The organism is Salipiger marinus (assembly GCF_035481585.1).
GTDB lineage: Bacteria > Pseudomonadota > Alphaproteobacteria > Rhodobacterales > Rhodobacteraceae > Salipiger > Salipiger marinus.
Map to the genome: position 1 here is coordinate 1 of NZ_JAYKSL010000017.1, position 14,673 is coordinate 14,673.

Here is a 14,673-nt window from a genome sequence, read left to right on the forward strand (position 1 = left end):
TGCCCGAGACGGTGCTGGCCCATATCCGCAGCGCCGCCTCTGCCGCGCCCGATCCGCGTGATCCGGTCTTTGCCCGCAACGAGGTGCATGTGATCGCCTCGGCCCGGATCTCGCTGGAGGCGGCGGCGGCGCGGGCCGAGGCGCAGGGCGTCCCGGCGGTGATCCTGTCGGACGCGATCGAGGGCGAGGCGCGCGATGTGGGCCGGGTGCATGCGGCGCTGGCGCGCGAGGTGGCCCGCCGCAACCGGCCTTTCGTGGCGCCAGTGGTGATGCTGTCTGGCGGTGAAACCACGGTGACGCTGCGCGGCGACGGCGGGCGGGGCGGTCGCAACACCGAATTCCTGCTGGCTTTCGCGCAGGCGGTGGACGGGCTGGCGGGCATCCACGCGCTCGCCGCCGATACCGATGGCATCGACGGCACCGAGGACAATGCGGGCGCCTTCGCCGATGGCACCAGCGCGGGCCGTCTGCGCGCCAGCGGGCATGATGCGATGACGGCGCTGGCCCGCAATGACGCATGGGGCGCGTTCGACCAGCTGGGAGATCTGTTCAGCCCGGGCCCCACCGGCACCAATGTGAACGATTTCCGGGCCATTCTGGTGCGGCCAGAGGGCCACGGCTGAGCGGTTACAGCTTCTTCACGGACTCGTCATGGAACTGTTTCGGCGGTGGCGCATCCTGTTGCGCAGGGGCGCCCGGGGAGGTGCCCGCGCCGCTTGACCGAAGGACAGAGCCCATGATGGTGATTGATCCGTTCCGCTTCGTGCTTTCCTGCTGCTTCCTGCCCGCGCCCAACGGCATGCTGGCGCAGTTCGTCAAACGCCTGCGCGGCTGATCCCGCGCAAGCGTCCTGTGCTGCTCAGGCGGGCATCGGCTGTTCGCGCAGCAGCACCGACAGCGCGCAGGCCAGCGCCGCCGCCGCCGCCGCGATCCAGAACACTGGGTGCAGCGCCGCGCTGAACCCCTCCATCACCTGCAGCTGCAGGGCGGCGGGCAGGCGCGCGATCATCTCGGCGCCCATGCCGCCCAGCCCGCCCTCCATGTCCTCGGGCAGCTGGCCATCAAGCTGCCGCGCCAGCCCCGCGCTGAAGATCGCGCCGAAGCCTGCGGTGCCAAGCGCGCCGCCGATCAGGCGGAACATGTTGGCGCTGGCGGTGCCGATGCCGATCATGCTGACCGGCACCGCGTTCTGGATGGCGGCGACCCCCACCGAAAACACCGGACCAAGCCCCAGCCCGACCGCGACCATGGTGCAGGCCACCAGCCAGAGCGGGCTTTGCGGCGAGAGCGTGGTCATCGCCAGCATCGCCAGCGCCAGCAGCGCGGTGGAGGCGATGGGCAGCAGCCGGTAGCGCCCGGTCTTGGACATGATCCGCCCCGCCACGGTGGAGGCAAGGATCAGCCCGCCCATCATCGGCACCAGAAACAGCCCCGACTGCGTGGGCGAAATGCCCTTGGCCACCTGCAGGAACAGCGGCAGGAAGGTGATGGTGCCGAACATCGCCATGCCGACCAGAAAACCCACGGCGTTGACCACCAGAAAGGCGTTGATGGTGAAGAGCGTGGGCGGCAGGATCGGCTCCGGCGCGCGGCGTTCGACGGCGACAAAGCCCACCAGCGCCACCAGCGCCAGCCCGACCAGCGCCAGCAGCGCGGGATCGGTCCAGCCCAGCACGGTGCCCCCCATATTCGCGACCAGCACGGCGGAGGCCAGCAGCGTCGCCAGCAGCGCCGCGCCCGCATAGTCGATGGACTGCCGCCTGCGGTCGCTGCGCGAGGGCAGCGCCATGCCAAGGATGACAAAGGCGATGGCGCCGACGGGGAAGTTCACGAAGAAAATCCAGTGCCATGACCAGTGCTGCACGATGAACCCGCCCAGAAGCGGCCCCACCACGGTGGAGACGCCGAAGGCCGCCCCCATCAGCCCCTGCGCCTGACCGCGCTGGCGGGCGGGCAGCAGATCGCCCACCACCGCCATGGAGGTGACGATCAGCGCGCCCGCGCCCAGCCCCTGAATGGCACGGCCCGCGATCACCAGCCCCATGGTCGAGGCAAAGCCGCAGATCACCGACCCGGCAAGGAAGATGCCGATGGCCACCTGCAGCACCGCCTTGCGGCCATAGAGATCCGACAGCTTGCCCGCCACTGGCGCCCCGATGGTCGAGGCCAGCAGATAGGCGGTGATGACCCATGTCAGATGGTCCATGCCGCCCAGATCGGCGACCATGATCGGCATGGCGGTGGAGACGATGGTCTGTCCCAGCGAGGCGAAAAGCAGCGTCGCCGCCACCGCCGCCAGCGCCAGCCGGATCACGGCGGGGTCATGGGCTTCGGCAGCGGCGGGCAGGTCGATGGGGTCGGCGCGGTCGGTCATGAACGCGGTCTCCTTGGGCAATCAGGCAGCGGTCGGGCCGGGGGGCGCGGCGATCTGGCGCTTCGCGTCCGCTTGCGGCACACTGGGGTTGCGACATATCTGTGCCCGTAGCAGATATATGTCAACAGCATCTAAATGGAGACCCCCATTGCCCGAGACGGATCCGAGCCTGAAAGACCACCTGCACCTCGCCGGCATCGAAGCGGCGACCGCCGAGGCCGCGACAGAGATCGACGCGGTGCTGCAGCGCTGGCGGCGCCGGGTCATCAAGCGCGAACTGGGCCAGCACGCCCTGTCCGATCTGGGGCTGACGCTGGATCTGGCGCAGCTTGACGTGCTGATGGCGGTGCGCGCGCCCGAGGCGGAATTCGGCACGCCCTGCGACCAGACCGAAACCATGGTGTCCACCGTGGCCTCGCGGCTTGGCATCGATCCGTCGCGCGCCAGCCGGGTGACCTCGGATCTGATCCGGCAGGGGCTGGTGCGGCGCGCGGTCAGCCAGCAGGACGCGCGGCGCAGCGTGCTGGAACTGACCGAAGAGGGCGCGCGGCTGGTCTCGGCGGTGCGCACCTACAAGTTTCTGGTGCTGGGCAGCTTCCTCAAGGACTGGACCCCCGAAGAGGTGGCGACCTTCCTGCCGCTGCTGGAACGGTTCAGCGCGTGGTCGGATCAGGCCGCCCACCATACCGAAGCGGTGGCGGAACAGATCGCCGACCTGCGGGTGACACTGGCCGAAGCCGGGATCGGCGGGGATGGCGCCACGGCGGAATAACCGCGCATGTGATTCAAAACTGCGCAAGATCTGCGCAGTCCCGGCAGGTCTGCCGCCTGATCTGCCGCTCTGACAGGCAGAACCGTGCGTGGACAGCGGGCCATGTGACAGACTCTTGACAGGGGGTGCCGCGCCTGTCGCCATGGCGTCATGATCGTGTCCGGCAGCTGACGGGGGTGTCCATGTTCGCCAGACAAACCGAGCCGAGCGTGGACCCGTCCGGCGATGTTGCCCGCATCGACTATTATTTCTCTCCCATGTCCGGCGATGCCTATCTGGGCCATGCCACGCTGATGGCGCTGGCGCAGGAGCGGGCGCTGCCGGTCCGCTTCCTGCCGGTGGACGAGACGCGGCTTGATCTGCTGCCCGAACATCAGCGCCCCGACCGCATCGCGGAACAGGCCCGCCGCGCGCGGCGCGCCGGGCTGCGCATGGCGGCGGAGCCGCTGAACTGGCCCACCGATCCACGGCTTGCCTGCCGCGCCATTCTGGCGGCGGGGCTGCTGGGGCTGGATCAGGCGGCGGCCAGCCTTGCCTGCCTGCGCGGGGTCTGGGCCGAACAGCGCAACATCGCCGATCCCGGCGATCTGGCCGAGGCGTTTGACGCCGCAGGCCTGCCGGGCTGCCGCCTGATCGCGGCGGCGGGATCCGAAGACCTGCGCGACGCGGCGCAGGCGGTGATCAGCAGCGCGCAGGCGGCGGGGATTCCGCTGCTGCCCTGCTGTGCCGTGGCGGGCCGCCTCGTGCCGGGGCTCGACGGTCTGGACCGGCTGCGCCAGCACCAGCACCAGCCCTCGCACGCCGCCTGAATTCCGCCTCATTTTTGCACGGCGGGCGCGCAGAAATGCTTGCCGCATGCGCAGACGCACAGTAGCGTCAAAAGGCCTGGCGCGAGTCAGGTTTTCTGGATGCGCTTATTGCCGACCCTATTTCACCTCTCGCCTGCCGATGCCCGCACCCGACATTTTTCCGCGCGCCCCGCAGTCTGACCGGCATTCCATCCGATCCACCTTTGGCGTGCGGGCGGTGGTCCTGTGCGTCGGTTCAGCGATTGGCTTCTGCGATGCAGGGGCATGACAGGGAATGACACAAGATGAGTCTTCAGGACACCTTGATCGGCACGGATGGCAACGACACGCTCGCCGCGCTGCCGGATGGCCAGAGCATTTTCGGGCGGGCAGGGGATGACAGCCTGACCGGCAGCGATCTGGCCGACCTGCTGGTCGGAGAGGAAGGCAACGACACGCTGCGGGGGCTTGACGGCGATGACCGGCTTCTGGGCGGCGCGGGCCGCGACCGGCTGGAAGGCGGCAATGGCGATGACGTGCTCGACACCACCGGGGGCGACATCGAAAGTCAGGACTTCGGGGATTACGTCCGTCCGGGGCTGGGCAATGACACGATCCTTGGCCATGTAGGGCTTTATGGCGTCGGAAGCGGGACCGATCTGAGCTATGCCAATCTGTCGGGCGTGGGCGGGGTGACGATCACCTCGGGCCTCAACGGCACCGGCACGGCGGTCACCGGCAACGGCCTGTCCTCTGACCAGTTCTCGCATATCGAATATTTCGAAGGCACGCAGGATGGCGATCTGATCCTTGGCTCGGATGATGACCGCTGGGAAGGTTTCGCCGGTCTGGGCGGCGCCGACACCATCGATGGCGGTGCGGGGCAGAACCTCGTGGAATACGTCTACGAGCACGAATATTTCGACGGCACTGGCACCGGCATCTTCGCCAACCTGCCGGAAGGCTTCATCCTTGACACTCAGGGCAATGTCGACCGGGTGACCCGCATCCAGACCATCAGCGGTTCGGTGTTCGGCGATACGATGATCTCGGCTGGCCTGAGCGGGACCATGCTGATCGGCAATGCGGGCAATGACTACCTGTTCGGCGGCGCGGGCAACGAGACTCTGGACGGCGGCGAGGGCAACGACACCCTGCTGGGCGGGCTGGGCAGCGACGAGCTGTATGGCGGCGCGGGCAACGATTCGCTCAATGCTGGGGACAATACCGATTACGACTACATCGCGCCCGGATCCGGTCTGGACACCGTCACCTTCGAGGCTGACGTGACCGGCTATTTCGAGCTGGATCACGGCGATCTGGATGACGGCATCGTGGCCACGATCAACGGCATCACCAATACCGGCATCATCCTGAAGCAGGGCGCGGGCAGCACCACGCTTTTCGGGGTGCGCTGGCCGCTGCGCGGTGACGGGCTGATGGTGGTCGGCACGGATCATGACGACACCTTCAACGTCGCCTTGGCCGAAGGCGATTACATGATGCTGCAGGGCGGCGCGGGGCAGGACAGCTACACCCTTGCCGGGCTTGGCGCCTTCCGCATGGATTTCACCATGTCCGAGGAGGGCATCACCCTGAACCTCGCCACGCGGCAGATCCTTGATGACGGTTTCGGCAATGCCGAAACCCTGAACGGCTTCGGGATTGTCGACCAGATCCGCGGCAGCGATGGCGACGATTCCATCATCGGCAGCGCTGCCAGCGAACGCTTCGACCTGCGGCGGGGCAATGACACGCTGGATGGTGGCGGCGGCATCGACATGCTGCGCTATGACCGCACCAACTATGCCAGTGTCGTGGCGGATCTGTCCGAAGGCGTCGCCACCGGCAGCTATCGGGGCAGCACGTTCCGGCACAGCTTCACCAGCATCGAGAATATCCGCGGCTCCAATGGCGGGGCAGACACCATCTTTGGCAGCGCCACCGCCAACCGCATCGAAGGGTTCGCGGGCAATGACACGCTGAACGGCTGGTTCGGGAATGACACGATCGACGGCGGCGCGGGGGCCGATCTGATGATCGGCGGCCCGGGGTCGGACGTGTTCTATGTGGATGATGCGGGCGACGTGGTGCTGGAAAGCCGCAAATGGGCGGGCATCGATCACGTCATGTCTTCGGTCGATTTCCGGCTGGGCAGCGCGCATGTCGAAAACCTGAGCCTGACCGGCACCGCCTATCTGGGCGCGGGCAACGGGCTGCGCAACGTGCTGCGGGGCAATGGCGGCGACAACCTGCTGGACGGCGGGCCCAATGTCGATACGCTGATCGGGGGCGCGGGCAATGACACCTATTTCGTGCGGTCCCCCGGCGATACGGTGATCGAGGCCGCGAACGAGGGGCTGGACACCGTGCGCGCCTTCCGCTCCTACACGCTGGAGAACAATGTCGAACGGCTGTTCCTGCAGACCGTGCGGACCAAGGCCGGGGACGTGCTTGATATCAACGGCTTCGGCAACAGGCTTGACAACGTGATCATCGGCAACCCCTTCGACAACGTCATCGCCGGGCGCGAGGGCCGGGACACGCTGCAGGGGCAGGCGGGGGCGGATGCTTTCGTTTTCGACCGCGCCTATGGGGGTGACAACGTCGACCGCATCATCGATTTCAACACCAACGAGGCCAACGAGGGCGACACGCTGATGATGCGCAGCCCCTACTTTGGCGGGCTGGCGGCGGGGACGCTGGATGCGGAACTGTTCGTGGCCGGAACCCAGGCGCAGGATGCCGATGACCGCTTCATCTTCGACCGCGCCTCGGGGCAGCTGTGGTTCGACGCGGATGGCACCGGTGCCGCAGACCAGCAGCTGATCGCCACTTTCGAACGCAACGCGCTGGTGACGGCTTCGGATATCGAGATCTTCTGATCCCGTCTCCCTAACGGTCGGGGCGCGTCACAGCGCCTCGTCCGGCAGGGTTCCGGGGGCAAAATCCAGCACCTGCCCGCCCAGTTCCCGGAAGGCCCGCTGGCGGCAGGTCAGCACCAGAATCTGCAGGTCATTCGCCTGCCGGTGCAGCGCGTCGAACATCCGTTCGATCCGCGCGTCATCGGTATAGACCAGCGCATCGTCAAGGATCACCGGCGCGTGCCGCCCGCTGCGCGCCAGCAGCCGGGCAAAGGCCAGCCGCACCATCAGCGCGATCTGTTCGCGGGTGCCGCCCGACAGCACCTCGATCTGTTCTTCCTGCCCGTTGCGGCACAGATGCAGCGGCAGCAGCTTTTCCTCGTCAAAGACCAGTTCCGCCTCGGGCCAGAGCAGCCGCAGCAGCGGCGCCAGTTCGCGTGTGACCGGTTCGAAATAATGCTCGCGCGCCTCGGCGCGGGCCTGTTCCAGCGTGCGGCGCAGCAGCAGCAGCGTGTCGCGTTCAAAGGCCATCCGGTCCGCCCGCGCCTCCGCCTCCGCCAGCAGATCGCGGCTGGCGGCCAGATCCTCCTCCACGCCTTCGCCCGCGCGCAGGCTGATCGCGGCATCCAGCCGGGCGATGGCCTCTCCCAGATCGCGCTGCCGTTCGGCGACCTGATGCAGCACCGCCTCGGCGCGGGTCAGCGCGGCTTCGGCGGCATCCAGATCGGGCGCGTCGGAGGCGAGCCGCGCCACCTCGGCGGCGGCGGTCGTGCTGGCCTCGGCGGCGGCCTGCCGGGCCTGCTCCGCCTCGGCGCGTGCGGTGGCGGGATCGGCGGGCAGGGCGGCCTGCGCCTCGGCCAGCCGCGCCTCGGCCTCCTCGCGCAGCGACAGGGCGCGCACCTCGGCCAGACGCGCGGCCTCGGCCTGCGTGCGGGCGCGGTCCTGCGCCTCTTCCGCCGCACGCAGCGCTGCGGCGGCGGCCTGCAGGCGCTGCGGCAGGGTCTCGGCCTCGGGCAGATCGTCCAGATCCTCTGACGGCTCGGGCAGGGCGTCGCGCGCGGCCTCCAGTGTGGCCAGCCCTTCGGGGGCAAGCGCTGCAAGGGCCCCGCGGGCCTCCTGCGCGCGGGCCTCGGCCTCGCTGCGGGTCCGGACAGCGGCCCGCGCCGCCTCGACCGAGGCGACACCGGCGGCCTGCAGCGCCGCCTCCAGCGCGCGGCGCGCCTCGTCCAGCGACTCGCGCGTGCTGCTGGCGCCGGGATGCAGATGCAGCGCGCCCAGCCCGGGCAGATCCAGCACCAGCGCGCGGTCCAGCAGGTGATCCACCCCCGGCTCCAGCGCGCGCCCGTCCAGATGCAGCGGCGTGGCGCCGGGGGCATAGTCCATGCGCAGGCGCGGCGCGGCGCGGGCATGCAGTTCGGTCCGCACCCGCGCCTCGCGCGCGCAGCTTTCGATCGCGTCCAGCACCGGCTGCGTCAGCCCGGCCTGCGCCACCTGTGCCGCCTCCTGCGCGGTGCGGGCATGGCGCTGCCCCTCGGTCAGGCGGCGGGTCAGGGCTGCGCGCTGTTCGCTGGCGCTGCGGCGGCGGGTGATCTCGGCCTGCCGCGCGCCCTGATCCTGCAGCGTGGCATGGCAGGTGCGGGCTTCGGTCACCGCCGCCTGCGCGCGGCTTAGCGCCGTCTGTGCGGCTTCGGCTGTGGCGCGGGTCTCCGCCTCGTCGCGGCTGCGCTCCTCCAGCCGTGTGGCGGCGGCGCGGGCGCTGGCCTCGGCGCGGTCAAGGGCGGTGAGGCTCGCCTCTGCACTGGTCCGCCGCAGATCCGCCGCCCCCTGCGCCTCGCGCGCGCGGGTCAGGTGGCTGGCAAAGGCGCGGGCGGCCTCGGCGCGGGCGCGGGCCTCGGTCAGCCGGGTCTGGCGGGCCTCCTGCGCCTTGGGCTCGGTCAGCTCGGCGCGTTCGGCGCGCAGGCGGCGGCGTTCGGCGCTGTCGGCTTCCAGCAGGCGGGCCAGATCGGCAAGCTCTGCAACCCGCGCGGTCAGCCGGGCCACATCGTCTTCGGCGGCCTTTAGTGCTCCTCTGGCCTTGCGCCCTTGTGGAGTAACCAACTCCGCCAGCGCCGCCTCGGTCTGGGCCAGCGCGCGGTCCATGCGCCGCCCGCCGGTCAGCGCCTCGACCTCGCCCGCGACCGAGGACAGCAGATCGCGCCGCGCCCGCTGCGCCTGATCCTGTTCGCGCCGCTCGCCGTCATCCAGCGCGGTCAGCCCCTGCCGCACCCAGAGCAGCCCCGAAGGCCCGCCCGCCTCTGGCGCCTGCGTCAGCGCGGCGATCCAGTCCTCCGCCGCCTCGCCCTTGGCCAAGAGCCGCCCGTCCTGATGCACCTCCGCCATGGGGCGCGACAGCCAGCGCTTGGTCAGCCGCACCCGGCCCTGATCGGTGTCAAGCTCCACCGACACGGTGGGCGCACCCCCCGCATGCGGGCGCAGCGCCTTGATCTCCTTGCCCGCGGCGCGGTGTTTCTGGAAGAACACCGCCTGCAGCGCGTCAAAAAGCGTGGATTTGCCGTCTTCGTTGGGGGCGGCCAGCACATTGAGCCCCGGCCCGATCCCCGCCAGCGTGACGGGGCGGGTGAAGCGGCGCACGTCGCAGAGCGTGACCGACACCAGCTTCATGGCTGATCCTCCAGCAGCAGGCCGTAAAGCCGGTTCAGCGCGGCACGGGCCACGGCGCGGTCGCGTTCGGCAAGCGTGGCATCCGCCGCCTGTGCCGACAGCCGGTCGGCGGCCAGTCGCAGCGCGCCCGCGCGGTCGATGGCATCCAGATCGGTGGCCTCATGCTCCAGCCCCAGCGCCTCGGTCGTCAGCTCGAAATAGCCGAACTCCGGCGCCACGCGGGCGGCGGCGGCCATCAGCGCGGCGCGGGCGGCCAATGTCACCCGGCCCTCGGCGCGCAGGCGCAGCACATGATCGCGGCGCAGCGCGCGGTCGGCGGGCAGGGCGGCGGCGAGGCCTGCGGCGGCATCCTGACCGGGCAGCAGCGGCAGGGCGCTGTCGGTCCAGTGGAAGGTGCCGGTCGTCACCTGCTGCACCTGCGGCGGGGCGCCAGCGGTCAGCGTGACGGCAAGGCAGGCGCCGCACCCGTCATGGCGGAAGCCGTCGCGTTCCGGGCTGCCGGAATACCATGTGTCGGGGGAGATCGCTTTCGCCCCGTGCCAGTCCCCCAGCGCCAGATAGGCAAGGCCCGCGCTGCGGGCGCGGTCGGGCGGGATCACCTCGTCGCGCCGCGCGCCGTCCTCGTCAAAGCTCTGCACCGCGCCATGGGCCAGCCCGATGCGCAGCGCCCCGTCTGGCGTGGCGGCGGCGGGCATGGCGGCGGTCAGGTCGATCCCCGGAAACCGCCGGGGCAGCGGCGCGGGCAGCAGCCAAGCCCCGGGGGCCAGTTCCACCGGCGCCGCCTCCGCCAGCAGGCGCAGATTGGCGGGGCCGCGCGCCACTTCGGACCACAGCTCCTCGGCGGCGAGGCTGTCATGGTTGCCGGGCAGGATCCACCAGACCAGATCCGCCTCCGCCCCCATGGCCGACAGCGCCTGCGCCCGCACCCGCGCGCTGGGGGTGGGGCTGTCGAACACGTCGCCCGCCAGCAGGATGTCGCGCGCGCCGTGATCGCGCGCGGCCTGCGCCAGCCGCGCCAGCGCGCCGTGCCGCGCCTCGACCAGCCGCGGGCGGATGTCCTCGGGCAGGGCGGCGAAGCGGCGGCCCAGATGCAGGTCCGAACTGTGGATGAAGCGGAATGGCGTCATGGTCTGTCCCCCGCGCGGACCTTCGCCGAACTGGCGGGCAAGCGCAACGGGGGGAGGGAGGCTCTGTGCCCGATCAATGTCCGACGGAAATTGTCAGATTGACAATTCCGATTCATTTGGTCAGTTATGAAGGGCATCCAGCCACCCTGCGCCGCCGCGACGGGAAGCCGAGACCGGAACGACCGGAAAACCGAAAGAGGCTGACGATGGCACAGACATATACCACAGGCGCGCAGGCGCCCCACCCAAAGAGCGAACGGGCGGAACTGATGACGCAAATCCTTGGCGGGCTCTGGCCGGTCGAGGGCGTTCTGGAAAGCCTGCTTGACCGCTTGGAGACGCGCGACCTCGGGAGGACCGCACAATGATCGTCGGAAAACTGGACACCTACACCGCTTCGCCCGTTGTGCCCCGCCATGACGCGCGCGCGCTGACCGAAAACGGCATCACCGCCGAGATCGAGCTGGACGGTCAGATCTACACGCTGCGGATCACCAAGGCCGGAAAGCTGATCCTGACCAAATAAGCCCGCGCCGACAGCCCGGCACGTCCCCTGAAGAAGGAACCGATCCATGAAGCGCCTGCTTCCCTCCGTGCTTGCCCTTGTGGCGGCAACTCCCGCTCTGGCCGCGACCGACCGCGCCGCCGTGATCGACACCTATGCCGACATCGCGCAGGCGGGATATGAGGACAGCCTGATCACCGCGCGGGCGCTGCAGGAGGCGGTGGCGGCGCTGGTGGCCGACCCGTCCGAGGCGACGCTGGCCGCCGCCCGCACCGCATGGCTTGCCGCCCGCGATCCCTACCAGCAGACCGAGGTTTATCGGTTCGGCAATCCCATCGTCGATGACTGGGAAGGCAAGGTGAACGCATGGCCGCTGGACGAGGGGCTGATCGACTATGTCGATACAAGCTATGCCGGGCCCACGGATGAGAACGAGCTGGCCGCCGCCAATGTCATCGCCAATCCGGCGCTGATGATCGCGGGGCAGGAGGTGGATGCCGGCACCATCACGCCCGCGCTGATCGCCGACACGCTGAACGAGGCGGACGGGATCGAAACCAACGTGGCGCGCGGCTATCACGCCATCGAATTCCTGCTCTGGGGGCAGGATCTGAACGGCACCGGGCCGGGGTCGGGCGAACGGCCCTTCACCGACTACGCGCAGGGCGAGGCCTGCACGGGCGGCAACTGCGACCGCCGCGCCGACTATCTGACCGCCGCCACCGATCTGCTGATCTCCGATCTTGAGGAAATGGCCGCGGCCTGGGCCGAAGAGGGCGCCGCCCGCGCCGCGGTCACCGCTGATCCCGATGCGGGGCTGGTGGCGATGCTGACCGGCATGGGATCATTGTCCTATGGCGAACAGGCGGGCGAACGGATGCGGCTTGGCCTGATGCTCAACGATCCCGAGGAAGAGCATGACTGCTTTTCCGACAACACCCACAATTCGCATTACTACGACGGCAAAGGCGTGCAGAACGTCTATCTGGGCGCATATACCCGGGTCGATGGCAGCACCGTCTCTGGGCCCTCGCTCCGCGATCTGGTGGCGGAGACCGCGCCCGAGTTGGATGCCGAGATGACCGCGAAGCTTGAGGCCACGATGCAGGCGCTTGGCGCGATCAAGACGGCAGCCGAAGGCGGCATGGCCTATGACCAGATGCTGGATCCGGCCAATGCCGAAGGCGAGGCGCTGGTGATGGCCGGGGTCGACGGGCTGATCGACCAGACCCGCAGCATCGAACGCATCGTCACCGCGCTGTCGCTCGACAGCATCGCCTTCGAAGGCTCCGACAGCCTCGACAACCCCGGCGCCGTCTTCCAGTAAGGAGAACAGCCATGATCGTCTGCCATTGCCAGAACATTTCTGACCGTGACATCAACGCCGCCATCGACTGGATGCGAAAGTCCGATGCGCAGACGATCATCACGCCGGGCAAGATCTATCATGCCCTTGGCAAGGCTGCCGATTGCGGCGGCTGCATGCCGCTCTTCTTGCAAATCATGCGCGGGAACGACAATCTGGAAGTCCCCATGCATCTCCGCGGGCTCCGGCGCCGCGGATCATCACAGGAAGGCGCACATGAAGGGCGAAGAGACGGTCATCGAGTATCTCAACAAGGCTCTGCGGTCTGAACTGACGGCGGTCAGCCAGTACTGGCTGCATTTCCGTCTGCAGGAGGACTGGGGCCTTGGCCATATGGCCAAGAAAAGCCGCGAGGAAAGCATCGAGGAGATGCACCATGCGGACAAGCTGATCGGGCGGATCATCTTTCTGGGCGGTCACCCGAACCTGCAGAAGCTCGACCCGCTCCGCATCGGCCAGACCCCCAAGGAAACGCTGGAATCCGATCTGGCCGCCGAACTGGACGCCCGTGCGCTTTACAAGGAAGCCCGCGAGCATTGCAACGCCGTGGGCGATTACGTCACGATGAAGCTTTTCGAAGAGCTGCTGATGGACGAGGAAGGCCATATCGACTTCCTCGAAACGCAGCTCGAGCTTTACGCGAAACTGGGTGAAGAACGTTATGCGCTGCTCAACGCGTCACCGATGGATGAAGCCGAGTAGGCTTGTCCTGTGCGCCGTCCTCTGGGGCGGCGCCGCCTCTGCTGCTGACGCGACCGGTCCCGACCTGCGGGATCTGCATCTGGAGGTGACCCCGCGCACGCGCGGAGAGGCGGCGCGCATCGCGCGCGTCACGGCGCCGCCCACCGATTTCAGCACCCCCGAAGCCTTCGAGGATCTGCCCGGTGGTGCCGCCACGGTGCGGGCGCGCACCAATGCCGACGCCTTTTCGCAGCCCTCCGCCAACATGGCCTTTGACCGCGAGCTGCAGTTCAAGGTCGGCAACGGGCTTTTCCGCAAGCTCTGGGTCTCTGCTCCGTCCTCCACCCGCGCCTCTGACGGGCTGGGGCCGCTTTACAACGCGCGCGGCTGCCAGAACTGCCATCTGAAGGACGGGCGCGGCCATACCCCCGATGCGGGCGGGGCGGTGTCGATGTTCCTGCGCGTGTCGGTGCCCGCGGATCCCGGCGCCGACATGCCCGAGATCGAAGGTTGGATCGCCACCGCGCCCGATCCGGTCTATGGCGGACAGCTGCAGGATTTTGCCACGGCGGGGCTTGCCGCCGAATACCGGCTCGACGTGCGGTATACCGAACGCGAGGTGCCGCTGGCGGGGGGAGAGGTGGCGTCGCTGCGTGTGCCCGTCTATGCCGCCGCCGACCTGTCGCAGGGGCCGCTGGCGCCCGGGGCCATGCTCAGCCCCCGCGTGGCGCCGCAGATGATCGGCCTTGGCCTGCTGGAGGCGATCCCGGCGGCGGACATCCTTGCTCATGCCGACCCGGAGGATGCGGATGGCGATGGCATCTCGGGCCGCCCCGCCGTGGTCTGGTCGCGCGAGGCGGGGGCGCCGATGCTGGGCCGCTTTGGTTACAAGGCCGGGGAGGCGACGGTGCGCGAACAGTCCGCCGCCGCCTTTGCCGGCGACATGGGCCTGTCCACCCCGCTGCATCCCGACCCCTGGGGCGACTGCACCCCGGCGCAGACCGCCTGCCGCGCCGCGCCCGGCGGGGAGGATCCCGAACGCGGCGGGCTGGAGGTGGATGACGAGGCGCTGGATCTGGTGACCTTCTACAGCCGCAACCTTGCCGTGCCCGCCCGCCGAGATGCCGCCGATCCGCAGGTTCTGGCGGGCAAGCAGGTGTTCCATCAGGCGGGCTGTCCCGCCTGCCATGTGCCCAAATTCGTCACCCACCGGCTGCCCGACCGTCCCGAACAGAGCTTCCAGCTGATCTGGCCGCATAGTGACCTGCTGCTGCATGACATGGGCGAAGGGCTTGCCGATCACCGCCCCGAAGGTGTGGCCACGGGGCGCGAATGGCGCACCGCGCCGCTCTGGGGGCTGGGCATGACCCGGCAGGTCAGCGGCCATACCGAACTTCTGCATGACGGGCGCGCGCGCTCGGTGCTGGAGGCGATCCTGTGGCATGGCGGCGAGGCGCAGGCGGCGCGCGACCGCGTCGTGGCGCTTGACCCGCCCGACCGTGCCGCCCTTCTGCGTTTCCTTGAAAGTCTCTGAC

Annotated in this window: 13 protein-coding genes; 10 read left to right on the forward strand and 3 right to left on the reverse strand. The window is 69.1% G+C overall.

What is annotated here, in order from left to right:
• Window positions 1-623, forward strand: a 623-nt coding sequence (locus VK682_RS19340; RefSeq protein ID WP_324782421.1) for an MOFRL family protein, incomplete at its 5' end; no start/stop codon positions are given.
• Window positions 624-859: 236 nt separating this feature from the next.
• Here the strand turns inward: VK682_RS19340 and VK682_RS19345 are convergent.
• Entirely contained in the window at window positions 860-2,374 is a 1,515-nt protein-coding gene (locus VK682_RS19345; protein ID WP_230794399.1) for an MDR family MFS transporter, read from the reverse strand.
• 148 nt (window positions 2,375-2,522) lie between these two features.
• Between VK682_RS19345 and VK682_RS19350 the strand changes: the two genes are divergently transcribed.
• From VK682_RS19350 to VK682_RS19360, 3 genes are all read left to right on the forward strand, one after another.
• The gene (locus VK682_RS19350) at window positions 2,523-3,146 is read left to right on the forward strand and encodes a MarR family winged helix-turn-helix transcriptional regulator (protein WP_230794402.1); all 624 of its coding nucleotides are present in this window, start codon (window positions 2,523-2,525) and stop codon (window positions 3,144-3,146) included.
• Between the two features lie 182 nt (window positions 3,147-3,328).
• Complete coding sequence (locus VK682_RS19355) at window positions 3,329-3,955, forward strand: DsbA family protein (protein WP_230794404.1); 627 nt, start codon at window positions 3,329-3,331, stop codon at window positions 3,953-3,955.
• A gap of 284 nt (window positions 3,956-4,239) precedes the next feature.
• Entirely contained in the window at window positions 4,240-6,819 is a 2,580-nt protein-coding gene (locus VK682_RS19360) for a calcium-binding protein (RefSeq protein WP_324782422.1), read from the forward strand.
• A gap of 27 nt (window positions 6,820-6,846) precedes the next feature.
• On the opposite strand, the gene VK682_RS19365 is transcribed toward VK682_RS19360, so the two are convergent.
• Entirely contained in the window at window positions 6,847-9,459 is a 2,613-nt protein-coding gene (locus tag VK682_RS19365; RefSeq protein ID WP_324782423.1) for an AAA family ATPase, read from the reverse strand.
• Window positions 9,456-10,586 (reverse strand): metallophosphoesterase family protein, encoded by a 1,131-nt coding sequence (locus VK682_RS19370; RefSeq protein ID WP_324782424.1) that lies wholly within the window; start codon window positions 10,584-10,586, stop codon window positions 9,456-9,458. The genes VK682_RS19365 and VK682_RS19370 overlap by 4 nt, the downstream gene beginning before the upstream one ends.
• Window positions 10,587-10,792: 206 nt before the next feature.
• Between VK682_RS19370 and VK682_RS19375 the strand changes: the two genes are divergently transcribed.
• The 6 genes from VK682_RS19375 to VK682_RS19400 are packed head-to-tail and all read left to right on the forward strand — an operon-like array spanning window position 10,793 to window position 14,672.
• Window positions 10,793-10,954 (forward strand): hypothetical protein, encoded by a 162-nt coding sequence (locus VK682_RS19375; protein ID WP_165616824.1) that lies wholly within the window; start codon window positions 10,793-10,795, stop codon window positions 10,952-10,954.
• Complete coding sequence (hemP, locus tag VK682_RS19380; RefSeq protein ID WP_230794407.1) at window positions 10,951-11,112, forward strand: hemin uptake protein HemP; 162 nt, start codon at window positions 10,951-10,953, stop codon at window positions 11,110-11,112. Before VK682_RS19375 ends, hemP begins: the two co-directional genes overlap by 4 nt.
• 46 nt (window positions 11,113-11,158) lie before the next feature.
• Window positions 11,159-12,418, forward strand: a complete 1,260-nt coding sequence (locus VK682_RS19385; RefSeq protein WP_324782426.1) for an imelysin family protein — start codon at window positions 11,159-11,161, stop codon at window positions 12,416-12,418.
• A gap of 11 nt (window positions 12,419-12,429) precedes the next feature.
• Entirely contained in the window at window positions 12,430-12,726 is a 297-nt protein-coding gene (locus tag VK682_RS19390) for a (2Fe-2S)-binding protein (protein WP_089848143.1), read from the forward strand.
• The gene (gene bfr, locus VK682_RS19395; protein ID WP_089848141.1) at window positions 12,674-13,159 is read left to right on the forward strand and encodes a bacterioferritin; all 486 of its coding nucleotides are present in this window, start codon (window positions 12,674-12,676) and stop codon (window positions 13,157-13,159) included. The genes VK682_RS19390 and bfr overlap by 53 nt, the downstream gene beginning before the upstream one ends.
• On the forward strand, window positions 13,146-14,672 hold the full coding sequence (locus VK682_RS19400; protein WP_324782427.1) for a di-heme oxidoreductase family protein: 1,527 nt from the start codon (window positions 13,146-13,148) through the stop codon (window positions 14,670-14,672). Before bfr ends, VK682_RS19400 begins: the two co-directional genes overlap by 14 nt.
• Window position 14,673: the final 1 nt, after the last annotated feature.